Genomic DNA, 23,085 nt, shown 5'->3' with positions numbered 1-23,085 from the left:
GGTATCCGGCTCACCGGTATCCGGCACCGGTATCCGGCACCGGTATCCGGCACCGGTATCCGGCACCGGTATCCGGCACCGGTATCCGGCACCGGTATCCGGCTCACCGGTATCCGGCTCACCGGTATCCGGCACCGGTATCCGGCACCGGTATCCGGCACCGGTATCCGGCACCGGTATCCGGCACCGGTATCCGGCACCGGCATCCGGCTTACCGGCATCCGGCTCACCGGTATCCGGCACCGGTATCCGGCCTCGCCTCACCGGCGTCCGGCCTCACCGGTAGCCGGCTCACCGGTATCCGGCCTCACCGGCGTCCGGCCTCACCGGCGTCCGGCTTCACCGGGTATCCGGCTCTCATCAGGGGCGCCGGAGCCGGCGAACGCCCATGATCACCAGCGCCACCAGGACGGCCGCCCCGACCGCCACGGCGGCGCGCTTGGCTACGGGCACGCCGACGGTGCGCACCAGATCCAGCGGCTCAGGCTCTTCGGGGCCCTCCGCGGCTGCGTCCGGCGTCGGTTCGGCGAGCCTGTGCGACAGACACTCCGCGAACTGTCCCACCAGCCGGTCGCCCACCTCCGCCAGCACCCCGCGCCCGAACTGTGCCGGGCGCCCGGTCACCGTCAGATCGGTCCGCACCGACACGGCCGTGGCGCCGTCCCGCTCGTCCAGCTTGCCCGTGACGGTGGCCCGGGCCGTGCCCTGCCCCCGCGTCTCCCGGCCGCTCGCGACGAGCACGAGGCGGTGGGCGGCCTCGTCCTGTTCCTCGAAGACGGCGGTGCCCTTGTACGTCACGGTGATCGGGCCCAGCTTGACCTTGACCGATCCGGTGACGGTCTTGCCGTCGTACTCCTCCACGGTGGCCCCCGGCAGGCACGGCGCGACACGTTCGATGTCGAGAAGAGCCCGCCAGGCGTCGTCGACCGGGACGGGCACAGTGAATTCGTGGTGCAGTTCCATGACTTCCTCCTCGCATGCAGGGACTCAGGCCGATCCGGTCGCGTGGATGGCTCCGGCGGTCGCGGTCAGGGGCGCACCCGTGCCGCCCCAGCGCAGCGCAACGATCTCGGCGGCGACGGACACGGCCACCTCCTCGGGGGTGCGGGCCCCGAGGTCGAGGCCGACCGGAGAGCGCAGCCGGGACAGCTCGTCCTCCGTCAGCCCGGCTTCGGCCAGCCGCTTCATCCGCTCGTCGCCGGTACGGCGGCTGCCCATCGCCCCGATGTAGGCGGCAGGCCGGCGCAGCGCCTCCTCGAGCAGCGGCACGTCGAACTTCGGGTCGTGGGTGAGAACGCAGATCACGGTGCGCTCATCGGTGTGGGTGCCGTGCAGGTAGCGGTGCGGCCAGTCCACGACCACCTCGACGCCCTCGGGGAACCGCTTGGGCGTGGCGAAGACCGGGCGGGCGTCGCACACCGTGACCCGGTAGCCCAGGAAGTCACCGATGCGGGCCACCGCGGCCGCGTAGTCGATCGCGCCGAACACCAGCATGCGCGGCGGCGGGGCGAAGGAGTGCAGGAACACGGTGACGGAGTCCTCGCGCCGCTCACCGTGCGGCCCGTAGTGTCTGAGGCCCGTGGCGCCGAGGGCGAGTTCGCCGCGCGCGTCCGCGGTGACCGCCACGTCCAGGCCGGGTGCGCCGAGCGTGCCCGCCACCGTGCCGGGCCACACCGCGAGCGTCGCCCCGCGCGGAGCGGGCCCGTCCACCACCGTCGCCACGGTCACCGGCTCGCCGGAGGCGACCGACGCCGCGACCGCTCCGAAGGCGGGATCCGACTCGGGCGTCACGGGCCTGACCAGCAGGGTGATCTCGCCACCGCAGGTGAGTCCGACCGCGAAGGCGTCCTCGTCGCTGTAGCCGAAGGTCGCAAGGCGGCCCTCGCCGCTCGCCACGACCTCCTGGGCGAGGTCGAAGACCGCCCCCTCCACACAGCCCCCGGACACACTGCCCACGACCTCGTCGTCCGGGCCGACGGCCATGGCCGCGCCGGGATCGCGCGGTGTGCTCCGGCTGGCCGCGACGACCGTGGCCAGCCCGAACGGCACCCGCGCCGCGTACCAGCGCTCGAGCACCGGGAGGATGTCACGCACGCTCCGCTCCTTTCCCGCAGGGCACGCAAGCCCTTGTCGTCACCGCAGGCCTTTGTCGCGCAGGGCACGTCAGGCCGCACCGGCTCTTGCCGTCGGACCACGCCGTCCCGGTCCCGGTCACGGCGGCCGTGCCCCGGCTGCCGAAGCCGCCCCGGCGGCCCCGGACGCCGCGTCGGCCCCGCGCACCACAGCCGCCAGACGCTCCAGCGCGGCCAGGCTGTGTCCCTCGACGAAGGCGTCCACGCTCGGCAACGCGGCCGCCATCCCGGCGGCGTAAGGCGCGTAGCCCGGGCGCGCCTTGCGCGGGTTGGCCCAGATCACCCGGTGCGTCAGCCGGTGCAAGCGTCGCATCTGGGCGCCGAGCAGCTCCGGATCGCCACGCTCCCAGCCGTCGGACAGCAACACCACGACCGCGCCGCGCGCCGTCCCGCGCTGCCCCCAGCGGTCGAGGAACTCCCGCAGCAGGTCACCGAGGCGGGTACCCCCGCGCCAGTCCGGCACCGCCGCGGCGACCGCGGCCATCGCCACGTCCGGGTCGCGGTGCGACAGCTCCCGGGTCACCCGGGTCAGCCGGGTGCCGATGGTGAACACCTCCGTCCGGGTGCCACGGGCGGCCGCGTGCGCGAACCGCAGCAGCGCGTCCGCGTACGGCGCCATGGAACCGCTGACGTCGACGAGCAGCACCACCCGCCGCGGCCGCTCCGTCCGCGCGTGCCGCCTCAGGAGCGCCGGCTCGCCGCCGCGCCGCAGCAGCTCCCGGATGGTCCGGCGCGGATCCACGTCCCCGCGCCGGGCCGGGCGCCGGCGTGCGGTACGCCGCATCTGGCCGCGCAGCGCGAACGCGGCCAGCAGCCGCCGCACCTGGTCACGCTCGGCGAGGTTCAGCTCCGCCACGTCGCGGTGGCGCAGGACCTCCGCGGAACTGGCGAGCGACGCAACGGGCGGCCCCTGACGCTCACCGTCGTTGCCGGGACGGCGTCCGACGGGTGCGTCCCGCACGACGAGCCGCAGCCGGGGCGGGGGAGCGACCCGCCCCGCCTGGACCGAGGACTCACCGGCACCGAAGTACGAGGCGAACACCCGGTCGTAGCGGTCCAGGTCGTCCCGGCTGCCGCACAATGTCAGCCGCCCCGCCCAGTACACGTCCGTCCGCACCCCGGGCCGCAGGACGTCCACCGCGCGCAGGAAGGCGTGCACCCGGTCGGCGCTCGCGTCCACACCGGCGGCGCGCAGCGCCCGGGCGAGGCCGAGGAGGGCGGCGTCGGCGCCGGGCGGTCCGGGCGCGGCGGTGCCCGCGCGGTGCTGCTCGCTCGCCCCGGCCGGTTCCGGCCGTCCCTCTGCCACGTCGCTCACGCTCCTCGCGCCGCGAGCACGGCGGCGAAGTCCAGCCCCCGCGCCCGATCCGCGTCCTCCCGGTACTTCAGCACCGACCCCAGCGTGGCCACCGCCAGCTCCGCGTCCACCTCGCTCGCCCCCAGCACGTCCAGGGCCCGCGCCCAGTCGATCGTCTCGGCCACCCCCGGCGGTTTGAGCAGGTCCTCGGCGCGCAGGGCCTGCACCAGCGCGGTCACCTGCTCGGCCAGCCGTGCGGACACCTCCGGCAAACGCCGCCGGACGATCGCGAGTTCACGGGCGAAGCCGGGGTGGTCGAACCAGTGGTACAGGCAGCGCCGCTTCAGCGCGTCGTGCACCTCCCGGGTCCGGTTCGACGTCAGGACGACCACCGGCGGCACCTCGGCCCGCAGCGTCCCCAGCTCCGGAATCGTCACCGAGAACTCCGACAGCACCTCCAGCAGGAACGCCTCGAACTCGTCGTCGGCGCGGTCGATCTCGTCGACGAGCAGCACCGACGGCTGCGTCTGCAGCGCCTTCAGCAGCGGCCGGGCCACCAGGAAACGGCGGTCGTACAGCTCGTGCTCAAGGCGGTCGGCGTCCCTGACCCCGGCCGCCTCGGCGGCCCGCAGATGCAGCAGTTGACGGGGGAAGTCCCAGTCGTACAGGGCCTGCGAGGCGTCGATGCCCTCGTGGCACTGCAGCCGGATCAGCGGGGCGCCGAGCGCCTCGGCGAGGGCGGAGGCGAGCGCCGTCTTGCCGACGCCCGCATCGCCCTCGCAGAAGATCGGCCGGTTCAGTCTCAGCGCAAGGAAGCAGGCGACGGCCAGCCCGTCGTCGACGAGGTACCCGGTCTCCTCCAGGCGGGCCCGCACCTGCTCCGGGCTGTCGATGGGCGTGATCGGCGCTCACCCCATTCCGGTGGCGGCCAGGACCGCGCGCTTGGTGAGCACCCGCGCGAGATGCGCCCGGTACTCGGGCGAGGCCGACGCGTCCCGCGACGGCCGGGTGCCCTCCGCGGCCGTCTGAGCCGCCCGTGCCACGGCGTCGGGGTCCCCGGCACCGGCCAGCGCCTCTTCGGTCGCCGAGGCCCGCAGCGGGGTCGCGCCCATGTTGGTCAGTCCGATGCGCGCCTCGGCGATGTGCCCGTCGTCGCTTCGCACCAGCGCGGCCACGCCGACGATCGCCCAGGACTGCGCCACCCGGTGGAACTTCTCGTAGTGGAAGCCCCAGCCTTCCCTCTTCGGCACGCGCACCTCCACCAGGAGCTCGTCGGGCCCCAGGGTGGACTGCAGATAGTCGGTGAAGAACTCGCGCGCCGGGATCGTACGCCGCCCGCGCGGTCCCGCGGCCACCAGTTCGGCGTCCAGCGCCAGCACCACCGCGGGCAGGTCTCCCGCCGGATCGGCGTGTGCGAGCGAGCCGCCGAGGGTGCCCCGGTGCCGTACGGCCGGATCGGCCACCGTCTCCGTGGCCGCCGACAGCAGCCCCGCGTGCCGCCGCACCAGCGGGTCGCGGATGACGTCGTGGTGCGTGGTCAGCGCGCCGATGACGAGCGTGCCGCCGTCCTCGTGGACGCCGCGCAGCTCCGGAATCCGCCCGACGTCGACGACGAGCTCAGGGAAGGCCAGCCGCAGCCTGAGCAGCGGCAGCAGACTCTGTCCGCCGGCCAGCACCTTCGCCTCCTCGCCCGCGTCTGCGAGCGTGCGCACCGCCTCGTCGACGCTCGTCGGCCGGGCGTAGTCGAATGCGGGGGGAATCATGACCGTGCCTCCGTTCCGGGCTTGGCGGACCGTGCGGACTGCAGCGCCTCCCACACCCGCTCGGGTGTGCACGGCATCCGTACGTCCGTCACACCCATCGGCCGCAGGGCGTCCACGACCGCGTTGACCACGGCGGGCGTGGAGGCGATGGTGCCCGCCTCGCCGACGCCCTTGACGCCCAGCGGGTTGGAGGCCGCGGGCGTCTCCGTCCGGTCGGTCACGAAGTCGGGCAGGTCCGCCGCCGAGGGCACCAGGTAGTCGGCCATCGTGCCGGAGACCAGGTTGCCCTCGTCGTCGTACACGGCCTCCTCGTACAGCGCCTGCGCGATGCCCTGCGCGACCCCGCCGTGCACCTGCCCCTCGACGATCATCGGGTTGACGACCCGTCCGACGTCGTCTACGCAGACGTACGACCGGATCCGGGTGAACCCGGTCTCGGTGTCGACCTCGACCGCGCACAGGTGGGTGCCGTGCGGGTAGGAGAAGTTCTCCGGGTCGACCAGGTGTTCGGCGTTGATGGTGGGTTCCATCCCGTCGGGCACGTCGTGCGAGGTGAAGGTCGCGAAGGCGATCTCCTGGATGGTCCTGCGCGCCTCGGGCGAGCCCTTCACGGAGAACACGCCGTTGGCGAACTCCAGGTCGTTCTCGTTTGCTTCGAGCAGGTTTGCCGCCACCTTCCGCGCCTTCTCCACCACCTTCTCAGCCGCCCGGTGCACGGCCGCCCCGCCGACGACCAGCGAGCGGGACCCGTAGGTGTCCATGCCCTGCGGGGCCGCCTTCGTGTCGCCGTGCACCACCTCGACGTCCTCGAACGGCACGCCCAGCACGTCGGCGGCGATCTGGCTCCAGCAGGTCACGTGCCCCTGCCCGTGCGGGCTGGTGCCGGTGACCACCTCGACCTTGCCGGTGGGCAGCATGCGGATGCTCGCCGCCTCCCAGCCGCCGGCCGAATACCTGAGGTCCCGCAGCACCCGGCTGGGCGCAAGGCCGCACATCTCCGTGAACGTCGACACGCCGATGCCGAGCCGCACGGGGGCGCCCCGCTCGTTCCGCTTCTGCTGCTCGGCGCGCAGTTCGTCGTACCCGAACAGGGCGAGCGCCTTCTCGGTCGCGGCCTCGTAGTTGCCGCTGTCGTACGTCAGGCCCGCGATCGTCGTGTACGGGAACTCCTCGTGCCGGATCCAGTTGCGGCGCCGCACCTCGATCGGATCCAGGCCGAGTTCGGCCGCCAGCTCGTCCATGGCCCGTTCGATGGCGAACGTCGCCTCCGGGCGCCCGGCGCCGCGGTAGGCGTCGGTCGGGGTCCTGGTGGTGAACACGCCGGTGCAGGTGAAGTCGTAGGCGTCCATCTTGTAGATCGCCGGGTACATGAACGCGCCCAGGATCGGGACGCCCGGCGTGACGAGCATCAGGTAGGCGCCCATGTCGGCGAGCAGGTCGACCTTGAGGCCGAGCAGCCTGCCGTCGCGCGTCGCGGCGATCTCGACGTCCTGGATCATGCCGCGGCCGTGGTGGGTCGCCAGGTATCCCTCGGAGCGGGACTCGGTCCACTTCACCGGTCGTCCGAGGCGCCGGGCGACAGCGAGGGCGATGGCCTCCTCGCCGTACACCTGGAGTTTGGAGCCGAAGCCGCCGCCCACGTCGGGGGCGATCACACGCAGTTTGTGCTCCGGCACGCCGGTGACCACCGACAGCATGATGCGCAGGATGTGCGGGATCTGGGTCGCCGAGTACATCGTGTACTCGCCGGAGGCGGCGAGCGGCGTCACGACGACCGCGCGCGGCTCCATGGCGTTGGGGATGAGGCGCTGCTGGTGGAAGCGCCGCTTGAGGACGACCTCGGCGCGCTGCTTCACCGTCTCGTAGTCCTCGCCGGTCTTCAGGGGCCAGACGTAGCAGCGGTTGGTGCCCTTGTCGGCGTGCACGAGCGGGGCGTCCTCGGCGAGCGCGGCCTCCAGGTCGAGGACCGGGGGCAGGGGCTCGTAGTCGACCTCGATCGCCTCCAGCGCGTCGGCGGCCGCGTACCGGTCGCGGGCCACCACGACCGCCACGGGGTCACCGGCGTGGCGCACCTCCTCGACCGCGATCGGCGGATGCTCCGGCATCACGATGTCCTCGGTGACGGGCCAGCCGCAGGGCAGCGAGCCGAGGCCCTCCGCGAGGTCGCGGCCGCTGAACACCGCGACGACGCCGGGGCGTTCGAGCGCCGGGGAGACGTCGACCCGTTCGATGCGGGCGTGCGCCATGGGGCTGCGCAGGATGGCGAGGTGCAGCAGCCCGGTGACGGTGATGTTGTCCGTCCAGTTGGTCTGCCCGGTGACCAGCCGTGCGTCCTCCTTGCGGAGCCGGGCCCGGCCCACTTCGCGTTCGACGGGCTGGTCGGTCATGCCGTGACCTCCTCCGACGATGCGGCCAGCACCGCGCGGACGATGTTCTGGTAGCCGGTGCAGCGGCACAGGTTGCCCTCGAGGGCCTGGCGCACCTCGTCGGAGGTGGGGTGGGGGTTCTCGCGCAGCAGATCACGCGCGGCCATGATCATCCCGGGTGTGCAGTAGCCGCACTGCAGCGCGTGCTGCTCGTGGAACGCGCGCTGCAGCGCGGTCCACTCGCCGTCGCGGGCCAGCCCTTGGATGGTGGTCACCTCGCCCCCGTCCGCCTGGACGGCCAGCACCGAGCAGCTCTTGACGCTCGCGCCGTCCAGCTCGACCGTGCAGGCCCCGCAGCTGGAGGTGTCGCAGCCGATCGGGGTGCCGGTCAGGCCGAGACGGTCGCGCAGGTAGTGGACCAGGAGGAGGCGGGGTTCCACCTCGTCCTCGTACGTCGTGCCGTCCACCTTCACCGAGATGTGGGTCATGTGCCCTCCAGAGCGTGCGGGCGGAATCGAGGGAAATCGAGGGAAATCGAGATAAATCGCCGCCCGGGGTGACGTACGTCACTCTATGGCTGCGCTGTGAAGGCGGCGAGTGCTGCGGCGGGGTTTTGTTGAGCGTTAATCCATTGCTGCCGGGTGTCCGGCTCTGCTGCACTGCTCGGGATCCGTCGGCACCGAGCAAGGAGCACCCATGCGCGCAGCGTTCCTGTCCCCCCCAGGAAGGAATCCCGCCCATGCCGAAGGACATGACGCTCAGTGCACTTGCTCAATCTTGGAATTCTCGTGCACGTCGACGCAGGTAAGACCAGCCTGACCGAGCGGCTGCTGCACACGGTCGGGGTGATCGACGAGATCGGCAGCGTCGACGCCGGCAGCACGCAGACCGACACCCTCGCGCTGGAGCGGCAGCGCGGCATCACGATCAAGTCCGCCGTCGTCTCCTTCCCGATCGACGACGTGACCGTCAACCTCATCGACACCCCCGGCCACCCCGACTTCATCGCCGAGGTGGAGCGCGTGCTCGGCGTGCTCGACGGGGCCGTGCTGGTCGTCTCCGCCGTCGAGGGCGTCCAGGCGCAGACCCGCGTCCTGATGCGCACCCTTCAGCGGCTGCGCATCCCGACCCTCGTCTTCGTCAACAAGATCGACCGGCGCGGGGCCCAGGAGGCGGCGCTGCTGCGGGCGGTCTGCGAACGGCTCTCGGCGGCGGTCGTGCCGATGGGAGGCGTCGAGGGACTGGGCACCCCGGGGGCCCGCTTCGTCCCCCGCATCGGCCCGTCCGTGCTCGACGTCCTCGCCGACCACGACGACGACCTGCTGGCGGCGTATGTCGCGGACACGGTCTTGTACGACCGCGTGTACGCGGCCCTCGTCGCCCAGACCCGGCAGGCCCTCGTCCACCCGGTGTATTTCGGCTCCGCCCTCACCGGCGCGGGCGTGGACGCGCTGATCCTGGGCATCAAGGAGCTCCTGCCCGCCGCCGGCGGCGACCCCGACGGGCCGGTCTCGGCCACCGTGTTCAAGGTCGAGCGGGGCCCGGCGGGGGAAAAGGTCGCGTACGCGCGGATGTTCTCCGGCACGCTCCGCACCCGCGACCGCGTCCCCTTCGGCGACGGCCGCGCGGAGGGCAGGGGCACGGAGGGCAGAGGCAGGGAGGGCAGAGGCAGGGAGGGCAGAGGCAGGGAGGGCAGAGGCAGGGAGGGCAGAGGCAGGGAGGGCAGAGGCAGGGAGGGCAGAGGCAGGGAGGGCAGGGTCACCGCCATCAGCGTCTTCGACCACGGCACGGACGTCCGCGCCGACGCCGCCCCCGCGGGCCGCATCGCCAAGCTGTGGGGCCTCGCCGGCATCAGGATCGGCGACGCCCTCGGAGAACCCCGGAAGGCCCACGAACACTTCTTCGCGCCGCCGACGCTGGAGACGGTCGTCGTGCCCGGCCCCGGCGTCGGCGGACGGGCGCTGCACCTCGCGCTCACCCGGCTCGCCGAGCAGGACCCGCTGATCGACCTGCGCCACGACGAGGTGCGGCAGGAGATCTCGGTGTCGCTGTACGGCGAGGTGCAGAAGGAGGTCGTCCAGGCCACACTCGCCGACGAGTTCGGCCTGGACGTCACCTTTCGGCAGACCACCCCGCTGTGCATCGAGCGACCGGTGGGGACGGGAGCGGCCGTGGAGTACAACAAGAAGGACCCGAACCCGTTCCTCGCCACGGTCGGCCTGCGCGTCGACCCCGCCCCGGCCGGCTCCGGCGTGGACTTCCGGCTGGAGGTGGAGCTGGGCTCGATGCCGTACGCCTTCTTCAAAGCGGTCGAGGACACCGTGCGGGAGACGCTGGAACAGGGCCTGCGCGGCTGGCAGGTCACCGACTGCACCGTGACCATGACCCACGCCGGCTACTCGCCCCGGCAGAGCCATGCCCACCAGGGCTTCGACAAGAGCATGTCGAGCACCGGAGCCGACTTCCGCGGCCTGACCCCGCTCGTCCTGATCGAGGCGCTGCGCCGGGCGGGCACCCAGGTTCACGAGCCGATGCACCGCTTCCGCATCGAGACCCCCGCGGACACCCTCGGCGCCCTGCTGCCGGTGCTGGCCGGGTTCCGGGCCGTGCCGCAGACCACCGGGACGCGGGGCTCCACGTGCGTCCTGCAGGGCGCGGTTCCGGCGGCTCAGGTGCACGCGCTGGAGCAGCAGCTGCCGGGGCTGACGCGCGGCGAGGGCGGGATGGAGAGCGCCTTCGACCACTACGCGCCGGTCACGGGCGGTTCGGTTCCCGAGCGGCCGCGCACCGACCACAACCCGCTGAACCGTGAGGAGTACCTCTTGCGGGTGACGCGCAGGGTGCCCGGGCGGGAGGCGGGGGCGTCGTCGTAGCGCTGCCGCGGCGTCCGCGCGCCCGGGCGCGTCGGCCCGTCTCCGGGGCCGTGGTGGCCGGGAGCGTTTCCGCGGTCGAAGGGGTGGGGACGGCGGATTGGCGGATCCCCGGGACGGGTCGGTGTACGTCGGCCGAAAGCGGCGTTCTGGCGCAGAGGTGTTGACGTACTTCGCGAATCGCCCTGAATGTAATGTCCATGTCCAAGCTGCGCGCGCGTCTGCTCGGCGTTCTCGTGTCCCTCACCGGCCTGCTCGCGGCGACGGGCGCTCAGCCCACCGCGGCGGCATCCCTGCCCGACTCCCTCTGGTTCGACGGATTGTCGCTGACCGTGCAGAACGGCCGCTTCACCGACGATCTCGGCCGCGAGGTGGTGCTGCGCGGCTACAACGTCTCCGGCGAGACGAAGCTGGAGGAGAACGGAGGCCTGCCCTTTGCCTCCGTCGCCGACGCGAAGAAGTCCGCGACCGCCCTGCGCGCCCTCGGTGGCGGCAACGTGGTCCGCTTCCTGCTGTCGTGGGCCCACGCCGAGCCCGCTCGCGGCCAACTCGACACCTCCTACCTGGCCGCCGCCACCGACCAGTTGCGCGCCTTCCTCGACGCCGGCATCCGCGTCCAGCCGGACTTCCACCAGGACCTGTACTCGAGGTACCTCTTCCACACCGGCAGCTGGGACACGGGTGACGGCGCACCCAAGTGGGCCGTGGACGCCGGGAGTTACCCGCAGGAGTCGTGCGGCATCTGCTTCTTCTGGGGTCAGAACATCACCCAGAACCAGGCTGTGAAGCATGCGTCGTACGACTTCTGGCACAACGCATACGGACTCCAGGACGCTTTTCTGACCACCGCGCAGCAGACCATGACCTACGTCCGGCAGCACCTGACCGACGCCGAGTTCGCGGGCGTCGTCGGCTTCGACCCCTACAACGAGCCCTACGCCGGCACCTACGACTCGGGCCAGACCAGCCGCACCTGGGAGCGGGACGTGCTGTGGCCCTTCTACGAGAAGTTCCGGGCACGGATGGACGCGGCCGGCTGGCAGGACAAGCCGGCGCTCGTCGAGCCGAACCTCTTCTGGAACGCCGGCATCGACTCCCAGAAGCAGGAGGGCGGACTGCTGGACGCGGGCACCCTCGGCCCGCGCTACGTCTTCAACACGCACTTCTACGACCAGAAGGCGATCTCCGGGATCCTCATGTGGGGCAAGGCCTCCGACGGCCAGTACGCGAACGACTTCGCCGCGATCCGCGACCGGGCCTCGGCCGCCGGAACGGCCGGCGTGGTCAGCGAGTTCGGCCACCCGCTGTCGGGAACGGTGTCGGACAAGGCGCCGACGGTCCTGAAGGCGATGTACCTGGCCCTCGACTCCCGCCTCCCGGGCTCGAGGTGGTGGACCAACCTGTCGGCCTCCGGTCCGGTGCTGTCCGGCACCCAGTGGCAGTGGGACATCTACAGCGGCCGCCACCACGAGCTGATGAACGGCAACCGCGACAAGGTCCTCACCTCCGGCGACGCCTGGAACGGCGAGGACCTGTCCGCCGTCCGCCTCGACGACGCCGACACGGTGACGCCGCGTCAGGACGCACGTCTCCTGGACCGTCTCTACCCGAGCGCCACCGCGGGCACGACGGTCGCCTTCGCCTACGAGGACCGCTCCCGCGACGGTTCGACGACGCTGACGTGGAACCCGGTGCCGAGTTCCCTGCCGAACGTGGCGCAGCTCGTGGGCTCCGGTCAGTACGGGCTGCTGGTGTGGCGCTCGAACGGCGGCTCGGCGCCCACCGAACTGCATCTGCCGGCGTCGTTCCCGACCGCGGCGACCACGGTCGTCTCCGATCTCGGCACCGCGTACGCACCGCCGTCGTACACGCGGACCACCCCGATCGCCGTGGCCCCCGAACCGGGCGGCACGGGCAGCCGCCGCCTCCTGCTCACCGCACCGGACCAGGGCGTCCTGCACTACGCCCTGGTGACCAACGGGACGAAGGCTCCGTCCGCGCCCCTGCTGGCGGCGGTGCGGGCGGAACTGTCGGGATGGGCGGGCGCGCACTTCTGACCCGCGGCCGAGCCGTCAGCTGCCGGACGGCCCTGTCCAGTCGGCCTGGACATGGCCCAGGCGGACGCGCTGCGGGTGGTCGCCCACGGGGACGGACACGGTCTTTTGGCCGGTGGCGAAGTCGATGGCCGTGACCTGGTCGGCGCCGCTCTCGGAGACGATGCAGTCCTTGCCGTCGCCGCTGACCGTGGCCCAGTAGGGCTTGGAGGCGGCAACGAGCGAGCCCTCCTGGAGGGTGACGCGGTCCACGATGGTCGCGTAGTCGTCCATCGTGCCCGTGACGCACAGCTTGCTGCCCTCGGGGTTCATCGAAATGCCGTGGTGGCGCGAGTCGTTGACCCAGGTGGTGCGGTCCTCGCTCGTCGCCGGATTCTTCGGCAGGGTCTTCACCCGGGTGATCCGGTCGGAGGCGACGTCGTACTCCAGGAAGCCGTTGAAGAACGACACCTGGAAGTACAGCTTGGACTCGTCGGGGGAGAACACGGCGGGGCGGACGGCGTCGGAGAAGTCCTTCAGCCCGATCGCGTCCAGGCGTTGCCGCATGTCGATGGTCCGGACCTGCTTGTACGTCGTCGCGTCCACGACCGTGATGTGCCGGTCGCCCTTGGTCCAGTCCCACACCGGATCGTCGAGGGAGGTGTTGACGTCCCCGATGGCCATGTTCCAGATGTACTTGCCGTCCCTGGTGAAGATGTTCTCGTGCGGCTTGTCACCGGTGGCGAACGAGCCGAGCTGCTTGCCGGTGTCGATGTCCAGGACGTGCACGGTGTTCGCGGTGGAGGCGGAGACCGCGACGCGGGTGCCGTCGGGGGAGACGGCCATGTGGTCGGCGCGGTAACCGGCCACCGGGAAACGCCAGTTGATCTTCCCGGAGGCCAGGTCGATCGAGACGACGTCGGCGAAGCTGGGCCGGGAGACCACCACCGACCTGCCGTCCGGAGTGGAGTACATGTCGTCGACGAACTGGTCGTGGCCCTCGCCGACGCTGTTGCGGATGGCCTGGAAGTAGATCCACTTGATCGGGTCGGCGTTGATCTCCGCCAGCCGCTCCGCCTTGTCCGGGACGACGTTGATGCGGCCGACCTTCGCGAAGTCGCCGGTGGACTTGATGACGTCGGCGGTGCCGTCCCAGTTGTTGCCCACGAACAGCACCTCGCGCAGCCCGGCCGACGAGCCGGGCGCGGCGGTGGCGGCGGTGGCTGCGGTCGCGGGAGCGGCGACGGTCAGGACGAGGGCGGCGGCCACGGAGCAAAGGTGCCTGGGTCTGAAAGCAGGCATGACTGCTCTCTCCTCTGTGAAGGGGGAAGCCCGCGCAGGCGCGACGGAGGCGTGCCGAAGCGGACCGGAAAATCTGAACACGTGCCCATTCAGAGTGAACTTACTGAAAAGTAAGGAGGGGGTTGCCTTCTCCACAAGACTGCGTACACGACAAAATTGGCCTTCGGGCGGACGAGGGAGGGGACCGTGGCGGGCAGGCTGAAGGCGCCGACCGGTCGCTACGGCGGCAGGTCCGCCGCGGAACGGCAGGCCGAGCGACGCCGGCGCTTCCTGGACGCGGCGCTGCAGCTGTTCGGCGACACGCCCGGTTTCCGCTCCACGACCGTCGCGGCGCTCAGCGAGGCCGCCGGGCTGTCCACCCGTCAGTTCTACGAGGAGTTCCGCACCCTCGAGGACGTCCTGGCCGCCCTCCACCTCCAGGCCAACGACTGGGCCGAACAGGCCGTCCTGGAGGCGCTCGCCGACGCCGGACAGCTGCCGCTCGCCGAACGCGTCGCCGCCCTCTTCCGTGCCTACGCCTCCGACGTCACCGCCGACCCGCGCCGGATCCGCATCACCTTCGTCGAGATCATCGGCGTCAGCCCGCGCCTGGAGGAGCAGCGCCTGGCGCGCCGGGCCCGCTGGGTCGACCTCATCTGCGCCGAGGCTGGGGCCGCCGCCGCGCGCGGAGAGGCGGCACCGCGCGACTACCGGATCGCCGCCACGGCGTTCATCGGCAGCGTCAACGGCCTGCTCCACGACTGGAGCGCCGGGTGGCTGGAGGCGTCCCTGGAGGAGGTCGTCGACGAGCTCGTCCGGCAGCTGCTGGGGATCCTGCGGCCGCCGGGCTGGAGTCCGCCTTCGGCAGCCCGCCGTCCGTGAACGGCCTTGGCTCCGCCCCGCTGGATCAGGGACAGGACCAGCACGGCCGCCGTCAGGAACAGCGCAGTTCCCAGCAGGCGGCAGGCCAGCAGGCGCCGGCGCAGTCTGCGCCACCCAACCTGGTACTCGTACCGCAGCTGCCCGGCGCGCTCGGCCGTCCGCTGCCAGGAGGCACGGGCGAGGGCGAAGTACTCCGCCTCGTACTGCCGCCCCACCGCCTCCTGCTGACCCCTCGTCAGCCAGCCGAGGCCGCCCGGTGAATCGCGCGGCGGCCGTGCGCCCCTCCTCGCCGGTGGCCGCGAGGAGCAGGTGACCCTCGATGACGTTTCCGCGGGTGCCGGACACGAACGGAACATGAGCAACGACGAGATCTTCGCCGCCGCCTATCGCGAGCACCAACCGGGCGGTCAGCCGCTATGTCGCGCGGCGACTGGACGGCCGGACGAGCGAGGTGGAGGAAGTGGTGGCGGAGGTGTTCACCGTGGCGTGGCGGGATCTGCCGCCGTCGCCGCTGCCCTGGCTGTACGGCGTGGCGCGCAACTGCCTGGCGAACGCGGTACGCGGCCACGGGCGACGCCGCCGGCTGGTCGACCGGATCGGCAACGACGAGACCGCGCACGGCCGGCACACGGTCGCCGGCCCCGACGCGGAGACACCGCGCGCCTGGGTGCACGACGCGCTCGCCCGGCTCTCCCCGGCCGACCAGGAGGTGCTGCGCCTGACGGCGCGGGAGGAACTGGGCATCGACGAGATCGCCGTCGCCCTCGGCTGCGGCCGCCGGGCCGCGGCCATGCGACTGCACCGCGCCCGCCGCCGTCCGAGAGCCGCGATCGACCGCATGGGCCCGGCGGGCGAACTCCGCGCCTCGCCGCCACCCGCACCCGCAGCCGACGCGACCCCCACCAAGGAACACGGCCATGGCTGACGAACTCGAACTCCTGCGCCGCGCCAACCCGGTACCGGCCGACGGCCCCCACTTCGGCGACGGCCCCCTCGACCACAATGCCGAGTGGCACCTCAACCGGCTGCTGCACGACCGGACTCCGCGCCACCGCTTCCGGAAGCTCGCCTGGGGACTTACGGCCACGGCCGTCGTGGCCGCGACCGTGTCGGCGCTGCTGCTCTCCGGCCCGGGCACGACGCCCGCGATCGCCGCCCCCCGCCCGCTGGTGGTGCAGGCCGGCTCCACCCCCGTACCCCTGGACCGGCTCGCCGAGCGCGCCGAGGCGGCCGCCGCCGACGGCTCGCACCGTCTGCGCATGGGCACCCACGAGCAGTCGTGGAGCCTCGGCACGAGTGACGACAAGCCGCCGATCACCCTCCCCGAGGAGCGCGTCGTGCGCCGGCAGGCCGACGGCAGCCACACCGAACTCGTCGTCGCGACCGACCCGAGCCACCCGGGCCGCCCGGTCCTCACCGACGAGGGCGGCGATCCGCGGACGGTCGCCGACGGGCACGTCCTCAGCGACCGGACGTATCCGCCGAGTTGGAGCGACGCCCCGCCCGAGTCGCCACCGCCGCACGACGCCGCCCGCCTGCGCGCCCACCTGGCCGAGACCGCCCACAGCAGCTCCCAGACCACGCCGGAACTCCTCGACGCCGTCGAGGAACTGCTCGGCCACTGGACGCTCGGCGCCCGCGAGACCGCGGCCCTGGCCCGGCTGCTGGCGGACACCGGGCAACCGCGGCCCGTCGGTCAGGTCACGGACCGGCTCGGCCGCCGCGACCAGGCCTACGTCCACGACGCCTCCGGCAGCCGCCGGATGCTGATCATGGACCCTGTCACCGGGGCCGTCCTCGGACTGGAGCTGACCTCCACCGTCGACGAGCCCGAGTACGGCCTCCGAGCGGGCGACGTCATGGAGTACAGCGCCTGGATGCGCTGATCACACCCCGAGCTGCCGGGCGGCCGCGTCCACGGTCTGCTCCAGCAGCGTGGCGATCGTCATCGGACCGACGCCGCCCGGCACCGGGGTGATGAGCGAGGCCCGCTCCACCGCGGAGTCGAAGTCGACGTCGCCGACGTTGCCGGGGTTGTATCCCGCGTCGATCATGACGGCACCCGGCTTGATGTCCTGGCCGCGGATGAGGCGCGGCCGGCCCACGGCGGCCACCACGATGTCCGCCTCGCGGACGACGGACGACAGTTCCCGGGTGCGGGAGTGGCAGTACGTCACCGTGGCGTCGCGGGCGAGGAGCAGCATGCCCACCGGCTTGCCGAGGATCGCGCTGCGGCCCACCACGACGGCGCGCTTGCCGGCGGGGTCGACGTCGTACTCGTCCAGCAGCCGCAGGATGCCGCCGGGCGTGCAGGACACGAAGCCCGGCAGGCCGAAGCTCATCGTCGCGAAGGAGGCGAAGGTGACGCCGTCGACGTCCTTCTCGGGCGCGATCGCCTCGAACGCGGCCCGTTCGTCGATGTGCTCGCCCACCGGGTGCTGCAGCAGGATGCCGTGCACACCGGGGTCGTCCGACAGGGACGTCAGCGTGCCGACCAGTTCCCCGGTGCTGGTGCCGGCGGGCAGTGCCACATGGCGGGAGGCGATGCCGGCCTTGCGGCAGCGGTTCTGCTTCATGCGGACGTAGGTGACGGAGGCGGGGTCCTCGCCGACCAGTACTGTCGCCAGACAGGGCGCCGTGCCCGTGCGCCCGGTCAGGTCGGCCGCCTTCTTGGCGGTTTCCTCGACGATGCGGCGGGCGAGCGCGGTGCCGTCCATGAGCCGGGCCTGGGACATCATCCACTCCTGAGCGGTTGACGGGATCGCCCAGGCGCGCGGCATCGACTCTGCGTGGACCGCTCCCCGGTGGTTCTCCACCTCAGCGCCAGTCACGGTCCCGGACCAGCCTAACCGAGCCGGTACGGCGGTCAGGACCCGCTCTCGGACGGGCTGAAGCACTGGCAGTTCAAGGTGCTGCTGGTGCTGCGCAGGCCGGGGCCGCCCTACGAGACCAGCCCCTCGCACCTCGCCTACCTGCTGGGCCTGACGCGCGGCGCGCTGTCCGCGCGGCTCGGCCCGATCGAGGAGGCGGGGCTGATCACTCGTCCGCACGGGACGGCCGACCGCCGGCGGGTTCGGGTCCGGCTCACCGAGGCCGGGCATGCCGCGTTCGCAGAGCACGCGGCGTCGGAGGACGCGGGCGGGACCGCGCTGCTCGCAGCACTGAGCGCAGAAGAGCAGCGGACACTGGCCGACTTGCTGCAAAAACTGGTCGTGGCCGCCGAAACAGCGCGGCACGCGACCGTCCCAGCCCCGCCCGGGCCGAAAAGGTCCAGGTCAGCCGAGAACTGACCTGGACCCGCGCCGCCTTCCTTCCTACTCGTCCCATGCCTGGATGAGGATCTGGTCGGAGATCTTGCCGTCGCGCAGCGAGATCATCGACTCGGCGAGGACACGGACCCCGTCCGGGTACTCGCAGGACTCGACGTACGCGGCGTGGTCGTCCTGTATGACGCACTGCTCCAGCTTGTGCGTCATCTCGCGGCCGTAGACGTCGTCGAGCATCGAGGCGATCTCGTTGCGGCCCTCCAGGATCTTGGGGTGGCTGGGCTGGGTGTTGCGGTCCACGATGCGCATCCTCGCGTCGTCCGCGTAGAGCGACAGAAGCGTCTGTGCCGTGTTTCCTTCGACGCCCCGTCGCAGCGTTTCGGTGTCGAAGGCAGGGGTTGCCGCGGTAGCCATGGTGACCTCCTTCGAAGGCCGCGGCCCGAGGGAGAGCGGGCCGCGGCCCGGCCTCACCTTCGAGCCTCCTCCGCCCCGACGGGCTCGGCAAGCGCAGCCGGACCGCTGGACCTGACGGGTGAGCGGTGGCGTGTGCCCGTGTCCGACCGGGGGCCGGCGCCGTTGCTGAGGGCATGATCTCCACTCGACGTATCGTCGCCGCCGTCGGTCTCGCCGCCTCGGTCACGGGCCTCGCCGCGCTGCCCGCGAGCGCTGCCGACGCGGGCGCCCCGCCCGCCGACAGGTTCAGCCTCGCCGGCCTGTTCGACTCGCTCGCCGCCAGCGACACTCCCGACGAGCACCAGGGCAACATCTCGCGGATCTCGCAGCACTGGCCTGACTCGGGCGCCTCAACGACCTGAACCAGCTGTACCAGGTCACGGGCCTCGTCGCCCCGGTCACGAGGCTGGTCCCCGCCATCAGGAACTGAGCCCGGCGCAGCGACCACACCTCCCCTCCCGGGCCGCCCGGACCCGGGCGGCCTTCGCATGCCGCGCGAGGCAGAGGTTCCGCGCCCGGGCGCCGCCCGGTTCGGCTCAGTCGGCCGTCGCCAGGAACTGCGTGGCCGCCAGCTCGGCGTACAGCGGGTCGGCGCTCACGAGGTCGCGATGGGTGCCCACCGCGCGGACCCGGCCGGCGTCCATGACGACGATCCGGTCGGCCGTCGTCACCGTCGACAGGCGGTGGGCCACGACCAGGACGGTGGTCGTCCGGGCCACGTCGGCGACGGTGTCGCGCCGCGCTGCCTCGTTCACCGCGTCCAGCTGCGAGGTGGCCTCGTCCAGGAGCAGCAGCCGGGGGCGGCGCAGCAGGGCGCGGGCGATCGCGACGCGCTGGCGCTCCCCGCCCGACAGCTTGGTGCCGCGGTGCCCGACGAGCGTGTCGAGACCGCTGGGCAGCCGGGCCACCAGGCCGTCCAGGCGCGTCGTCTTCAGCACCCGCGCCAGGGTGTCGTCGTCCGCCACCGGGTTGCCCAGCAGCAGGTTGTCCCGCAGCGAGCCCGACAGGACCGGCGCGTCCTGCTCCACATAGCCGATGGCGGACCGGGGGCAGGTCCCAGTCCGCGAGGTTCCGGCCGTCGAGGGTGATCACCCCGGACTCGGGGTCGTAGAAGCGTTCCATCAGCGAGAAGACGGTCGTCTTGCCCGCGCCGGACGGGCCGACGAACGCCATCATGCCCTGGGCGGGCACCGAGAAGGTCACCCCGTGGTGGACGTACGGCAGGTCGTCGGCGTAGCGGAAGCGGACGTCGTCGAAGGCGAGCGCGGCCGGCTGTGCGCCGGGGGAGGGCAACGGCGCGGGCACGGACGGCGGTTCGGCGGGCAGTTCCAGCGCCTCCTGGATGCGCGCCAGGGCCGCGGCGCCCGTCTGGTACTGCGTGACGGCGCCGACGACCTGCTGGATCGGCGACATCAGATAGAAGACGTACAGCAGGAACGCGACCAGCGTGCCGACGTCGATGGCGCCGGTCGCCACCCGCGCCCCGCCCACCGCGAGCACCGTGATGAAGGCGATCTGCATCGCCAGCCCGGCCGTGTTGCCAGCCGCCGCCGACCACCTGGCGGCGCGCACGCTCTGCCGCCACGACTCCTCGGCCGCCGCGTGCAGCGCGCCCTCCTCGCGGTGCTCGGCGCCGGACGCCTTCACGGTGCGCAGCGCGCCCAGCACCCGCTCCAGTGAGGCGCCGATCACGCCGACCGCGTCCTGCGCCTGCCGGCTCGCCCGGTTGATGCGCGGCACGATCACAGCGAGCACCGTGCCCGCGACCAGGATCACGGCCAGCGTGACGCCCAGCAGCACCGGGTCGACCAGGCCCATCATCACCACCGTCGCGACGAGCGTGAGACCGCCGGTGCCGAGGCCGACCAGCGACTCGGTGGTGACCTCGCGCAGCAGGGTGGTGTCGGAGGTGACGCGGGCCATCAGGTCGCCCGGCTCGCTGCGGTCGACGGCCGGGATCCTCAGCCGCAGCAGGTACGACGACAGGGCGCGCCGGGCGCCGAGGACCACCGTCGGCGGTGCGGCGCAGCACGTACGAACCCAGCCCGCCCACCGCAGCGTTGGCGACCACCAGGGCCGACATGGCCAGCAGTGCCCCCGTGACGGGCCGGTCGTGCGCGAGGCCGTCGATGAGGCCCCGCGCCACCAGCGGCAGCAGCAACCCGGTGGCCCCGGTGACGAGCGACAGCATCGCGCCCGCGAACAGGGCCCAGCGGTGGGGTCGTACGTAGCCGAGGAGCAGCCGCCAGGCGGGCGGGACGGTCTTCTCGCTCTCTGCGATGCTCACAGCGCTCCCTGTCGGAGTCGGGCGGAGCATGCAGGCTACGTCGGCTCCCGGGCGCAGTGGCCGCGGCCGCGACGTCCGGCTCCGGGCACCTCCTCGGCGACGCACAGGAGTTGGCCCTCCGTGTCCGGCGCGTCGAGGAAGCTGCGCAGGTCGTCTTGGGACATGAGGGAAGTCCTTCGACCACATCGTGTGCCGCGTCCTCCGACCACATCGTGTGCCGCGTCCTCGCCCAGTTCTGCCTGCCCGCCCCGGCCGCCCGGCTTTCATCGAGCACGGCACCACGACCATGCCGTCCGTGCGGAACGAGCCGGAGGAGATGGCCGCGCCCTGGTCCTCCGGCGCGTGTGCGACGTCGGTGAGCGCGGCGACGTCGGCGACCGGCAGCCCGGTCTCCAGCTCGATCGTGGTCCGCGCCCAGCGGGCCGGACGGCTGCCGTGGCACACCGACCTGCCGGCCGCCGCCGTCGGCGAGCGGCTCGGCTTCCCGGACACCACGCTGTTCACCAGGTTCTTCCGGCGCCGGACGGGCGAGACCCCGGCGGCCTACCGGGCCCGGGCGCGGGGCACCGGGAGATGACGGCCGCCGCTCACTGGTGTGGCCCGGTGATCAATCCGTGCCGTTACCGATCAATCACGCGTAGGGTCGAGGGGACGGACACTGCCCGACGGAAGGGACCACCACCATGGCGCAGCAAGTGCGCGGCGTGATCGCACCCGGGAAGAAGGAGCCCGTGCGGGTCGAGACGATCGTCGTGCCGGACCCGGGGCCCGGAGAAGCGGTCGTGCGCGTCCAGGCCTGCGGCGTCTGTCATACCGACCTGCACTACAAGCAGGGCGCCATCACTGACGAGTTCCCCGTCCTGCTCGGCCACGAGGCCTCCGGCGTCGTGGAGTCGGTCGGCGACGGCGTCACCGACGTCGCACCCGGCGACTTCGTGATCCTCAACTGGCGTGCGGTGTGCGGGAGGTGCCGCGCCTGTCTGCGCGGACGGCCCTGGTACTGCTTCGACACCCACAACGCCCGGCAGAGGATGACCCTCACCGACGGCACCGAGCTCTCCCCCGCCCTCGGCATCGGCGCCTTCGCCGAGAAGACGCTCGTCGCGGCCGGCCAGTGCACCAAGGTCGACCCCGCCGTCTCACCGGCGGTCGCCGGTCTGCTGGGCTGCGGCGTGATGGCCGGCATCGGCGCGGCGATCAACACCGGGAACGTCGGCCGCGGCGACTCGGTCGCCGTCATCGGCTGCGGGGGCGTCGGGGACGCGGCCATCGCCGGGTCGTACCTGGCGGGCGCCGCGAAGATCATCGCCGTCGACGTCGACGACCGGAAGCTCCGGACCGCCCTGACGATGGGCGCCACGCACACCGTCAACTCCCGGGAGACCGACCCGATCGAGGCGATCCGAGAGCTGACCGGAGGCTTCGGCGCCGACGTCGTCATTGAGGCGGTCGGCCGCCCGGAGACCTACCAGCAGGCCTTCTACGCCCGCGACCTCGCCGGCACGGTCGTCCTCGTGGGCGTGCCCACGCCGGAGATGAAGCTCGAACTGCCGCTGTTGGACGTGTTCGGACGCGGCGGCGCCCTCAAGTCCTCCTGGTACGGCGACTGCCTGCCCTCCCGCGACTTCCCGATGCTCGTCGACCTGCACCTGCAAGGGCGCCTGCCGCTGGAGAAGTTCGTGACCGAGACCATCCAGCTCGACGAGGTGGAGAAGGCGTTCGAGCGGATGCACCACGGCGACGTGCTGCGCTCGGTGGTGGTGCTGTGATGACCGCCCGCATCGAACGCCTCGTCACCTCCGGGCAGTTCACGCTCGACGGCGGCACCTGGGACGTCGACAACAACGTCTGGATCGTCGGCGACGACCACGAGGCCGTCGTCATCGACGCCGCCCACGACGCCGACGCCATCGCCGAGGCCGTCGGCGACCGCCGCCTGACCGCCATCGTGTGCACGCACGCCCACAACGACCACGTCAACGCCGCGCCCGCCCTCGCGGACCGTACCGGCGCGACGATCTGGCTGCACCCCGACGACCTGCCGCTGTGGAAGCTGACCCACCCGAACCGGGATCCCGACGAACATCTGGCCGACGGGCAGGTCATCGAAGCGGCGGGCGCCGACCTGACGATCATCCACACCCCCGGCCACGCCCCGGGCGCGGTCTGCCTGTACGACCCCGGGCTGGCCACCGTCTTCACCGGTGACACCCTCTTCCAGGGTGGCCCGGGCGCCACCGGCCGCTCCTACTCCCACTTCCCGACGATCATCGCCTCGATCCGCGACCGCCTCCTGACGCTGCCGCCCGAGACGAAGGTCCTCACCGGGCACGGCGACGCGACCACCATCGGAGCCGAGGCCCCACACCTTCAGGAGTGGATCGCCCGGGGGCACTGACCAGCGCGGGGCCGCACGACGCCGAAAAGCGCTCGTGCGGCCCCCGGCCGGAGGTTACGC

The 23,085-nt window shown here is 72.4% G+C and carries 21 protein-coding genes, 3 pseudogenes and 1 riboswitch; of the genes and pseudogenes, 10 read left to right on the top strand and 14 right to left on the bottom strand.

The annotated features are described in order from the left end of the window. The 8 genes from ABZV31_RS19835 to ABZV31_RS19800 form a co-directional block, all read right to left on the bottom strand. The coding region (locus ABZV31_RS19835) for a hypothetical protein (RefSeq protein ID WP_355895336.1) at positions 1 to 243 on the bottom strand (243 nt) is incomplete at its 3' end. Positions 244 to 360: 117 nt separating this feature from the next. Continuing rightward, on the bottom strand, positions 361 to 963 hold the full coding sequence (locus ABZV31_RS19830; RefSeq protein WP_355895334.1) for an SRPBCC family protein: 603 nt from the start codon (positions 961 to 963) through the stop codon (positions 361 to 363). A gap of 24 nt (positions 964 to 987) precedes the next feature. Beyond that, a complete protein-coding gene (locus ABZV31_RS19825) occupies positions 988 to 2,094 on the bottom strand; it encodes an XdhC family protein (RefSeq protein WP_355895331.1) in 1,107 nt (368 codons plus the stop codon). A gap of 117 nt (positions 2,095 to 2,211) precedes the next feature. Beyond that, positions 2,212 to 3,327: a VWA domain-containing protein gene (locus tag ABZV31_RS19820; protein WP_355895434.1), complete on the bottom strand. Its 1,116-nt coding sequence runs from the start codon at positions 3,325 to 3,327 to the stop codon at positions 2,212 to 2,214. Between the two features lie 116 nt (positions 3,328 to 3,443). Further along, the gene (locus tag ABZV31_RS19815) at positions 3,444 to 4,328 is read right to left on the bottom strand and encodes a MoxR family ATPase (protein ID WP_355895432.1); all 885 of its coding nucleotides are present in this window, start codon (positions 4,326 to 4,328) and stop codon (positions 3,444 to 3,446) included. A gap of 6 nt (positions 4,329 to 4,334) precedes the next feature. After that, positions 4,335 to 5,189 (bottom strand): xanthine dehydrogenase family protein subunit M, encoded by an 855-nt coding sequence (locus ABZV31_RS19810; RefSeq protein ID WP_355895329.1) that lies wholly within the window; start codon positions 5,187 to 5,189, stop codon positions 4,335 to 4,337. After that, complete coding sequence (locus ABZV31_RS19805) at positions 5,186 to 7,576, bottom strand: molybdopterin cofactor-binding domain-containing protein (protein WP_355895326.1); 2,391 nt, start codon at positions 7,574 to 7,576, stop codon at positions 5,186 to 5,188. Before ABZV31_RS19805 ends, ABZV31_RS19810 begins: the two co-directional genes overlap by 4 nt. Beyond that, positions 7,573 to 8,043, bottom strand: a complete 471-nt coding sequence (locus ABZV31_RS19800) for a (2Fe-2S)-binding protein (RefSeq protein ID WP_355895323.1) — start codon at positions 8,041 to 8,043, stop codon at positions 7,573 to 7,575. The genes ABZV31_RS19805 and ABZV31_RS19800 overlap by 4 nt, the downstream gene beginning before the upstream one ends. A 273-nt stretch (positions 8,044 to 8,316) precedes the next feature. On the opposite strand from ABZV31_RS19800, the gene ABZV31_RS19795 reads away from it, so the two are divergent. Next, positions 8,317 to 10,428 (top strand): translation factor GTPase family protein, encoded by a 2,112-nt coding sequence (locus tag ABZV31_RS19795; RefSeq protein ID WP_355895320.1) that lies wholly within the window; start codon positions 8,317 to 8,319, stop codon positions 10,426 to 10,428. Between the two features lie 191 nt (positions 10,429 to 10,619). Next, a complete protein-coding gene (locus ABZV31_RS19790; RefSeq protein WP_355895317.1) occupies positions 10,620 to 12,482 on the top strand; it encodes an endoglycosylceramidase in 1,863 nt (620 codons plus the stop codon). A gap of 15 nt (positions 12,483 to 12,497) precedes the next feature. On the opposite strand, the gene ABZV31_RS19785 is transcribed toward ABZV31_RS19790, so the two are convergent. Further along, entirely contained in the window at positions 12,498 to 13,760 is a 1,263-nt protein-coding gene (locus ABZV31_RS19785; RefSeq protein ID WP_355895314.1) for a YncE family protein, read from the bottom strand. Between the two features lie 186 nt (positions 13,761 to 13,946). Between ABZV31_RS19785 and ABZV31_RS19780 the strand changes: the two genes are divergently transcribed. The 3 genes and pseudogenes from ABZV31_RS19780 to ABZV31_RS19770 all read left to right on the top strand — a co-directional run bounded on the left by ABZV31_RS19780 (position 13,947) and on the right by ABZV31_RS19770 (position 16,507). Next, the gene (locus ABZV31_RS19780; protein ID WP_355895311.1) at positions 13,947 to 14,621 is read left to right on the top strand and encodes a TetR/AcrR family transcriptional regulator; all 675 of its coding nucleotides are present in this window, start codon (positions 13,947 to 13,949) and stop codon (positions 14,619 to 14,621) included. A 354-nt stretch (positions 14,622 to 14,975) separates the two neighbouring features. Beyond that, positions 14,976 to 15,546: pseudogene (locus tag ABZV31_RS19775) on the top strand (sigma-70 family RNA polymerase sigma factor). Next, on the top strand, positions 15,539 to 16,507 hold the full coding sequence (locus tag ABZV31_RS19770; RefSeq protein ID WP_355895308.1) for a CU044_5270 family protein: 969 nt from the start codon (positions 15,539 to 15,541) through the stop codon (positions 16,505 to 16,507). The pseudogene ABZV31_RS19775 and the gene ABZV31_RS19770 overlap by 8 nt, the downstream one beginning before the upstream one ends. Here ABZV31_RS19770 and ABZV31_RS19765 read toward each other — a convergent pair whose 3' ends face one another. After that, a complete protein-coding gene (locus ABZV31_RS19765) occupies positions 16,508 to 17,356 on the bottom strand; it encodes a bifunctional 5,10-methylenetetrahydrofolate dehydrogenase/5,10-methenyltetrahydrofolate cyclohydrolase (RefSeq protein ID WP_355895429.1) in 849 nt (282 codons plus the stop codon). It lies immediately after the preceding gene. A gap of 21 nt (positions 17,357 to 17,377) precedes the next feature. Then, positions 17,378 to 17,462, bottom strand: a riboswitch (ZMP/ZTP riboswitch). Positions 17,463 to 17,530: 68 nt separating this feature from the next. Between ABZV31_RS19765 and ABZV31_RS19760 the strand changes: the two genes are divergently transcribed. Continuing rightward, a complete protein-coding gene (locus tag ABZV31_RS19760) occupies positions 17,531 to 17,911 on the top strand; it encodes a transcriptional regulator (RefSeq protein WP_355895305.1) in 381 nt (126 codons plus the stop codon). A 24-nt stretch (positions 17,912 to 17,935) separates the two neighbouring features. On the opposite strand, the gene ABZV31_RS19755 is transcribed toward ABZV31_RS19760, so the two are convergent. After that, complete coding sequence (locus tag ABZV31_RS19755; protein WP_355895302.1) at positions 17,936 to 18,301, bottom strand: nuclear transport factor 2 family protein; 366 nt, start codon at positions 18,299 to 18,301, stop codon at positions 17,936 to 17,938. A gap of 173 nt (positions 18,302 to 18,474) precedes the next feature. Between ABZV31_RS19755 and ABZV31_RS19750 the strand changes: the two genes are divergently transcribed. Continuing rightward, on the top strand, positions 18,475 to 18,702 hold the full coding sequence (locus ABZV31_RS19750) for a hypothetical protein (protein WP_355895300.1): 228 nt from the start codon (positions 18,475 to 18,477) through the stop codon (positions 18,700 to 18,702). A gap of 174 nt (positions 18,703 to 18,876) precedes the next feature. Here the strand turns inward: ABZV31_RS19750 and ABZV31_RS19745 are convergent. The 3 genes and pseudogenes from ABZV31_RS19745 to ABZV31_RS19735 all read right to left on the bottom strand — a co-directional run. Beyond that, positions 18,877 to 20,627 (bottom strand): annotated as a pseudogene (locus ABZV31_RS19745) (ABC transporter ATP-binding protein). A gap of 35 nt (positions 20,628 to 20,662) precedes the next feature. After that, entirely contained in the window at positions 20,663 to 20,791 is a 129-nt protein-coding gene (locus ABZV31_RS19740) for a hypothetical protein (protein WP_355895447.1), read from the bottom strand. A gap of 97 nt (positions 20,792 to 20,888) precedes the next feature. Beyond that, positions 20,889 to 21,050: pseudogene (locus ABZV31_RS19735) on the bottom strand (phenolic acid decarboxylase); the annotation flags it as partial. Between ABZV31_RS19735 and ABZV31_RS19730 the strand changes: the two are divergent. The 3 genes from ABZV31_RS19730 to ABZV31_RS19720 all read left to right on the top strand — a co-directional run bounded on the left by ABZV31_RS19730 (position 20,983) and on the right by ABZV31_RS19720 (position 23,025). Then, positions 20,983 to 21,204 (top strand): helix-turn-helix domain-containing protein, encoded by a 222-nt coding sequence (locus ABZV31_RS19730; protein WP_355895297.1) that lies wholly within the window; start codon positions 20,983 to 20,985, stop codon positions 21,202 to 21,204. The pseudogene ABZV31_RS19735 and the gene ABZV31_RS19730 overlap by 68 nt on opposite strands. 106 nt (positions 21,205 to 21,310) lie before the next feature. Then, complete coding sequence (locus ABZV31_RS19725; protein ID WP_355895294.1) at positions 21,311 to 22,396, top strand: S-(hydroxymethyl)mycothiol dehydrogenase; 1,086 nt, start codon at positions 21,311 to 21,313, stop codon at positions 22,394 to 22,396. Beyond that, positions 22,396 to 23,025 (top strand): MBL fold metallo-hydrolase, encoded by a 630-nt coding sequence (locus ABZV31_RS19720; RefSeq protein ID WP_355895291.1) that lies wholly within the window; start codon positions 22,396 to 22,398, stop codon positions 23,023 to 23,025. Before ABZV31_RS19725 ends, ABZV31_RS19720 begins: the two co-directional genes overlap by 1 nt. Positions 23,026 to 23,085 lie beyond the last annotated feature (60 nt).

The sequence above is a fragment of the Streptomyces sp. NPDC005202 genome (assembly GCF_040608235.1).
Taxonomy (GTDB): Bacteria; Actinomycetota; Actinomycetes; order Streptomycetales; family Streptomycetaceae; genus Streptomyces.
This window is presented reverse-complemented; position numbering and strand designations above follow the sequence as displayed.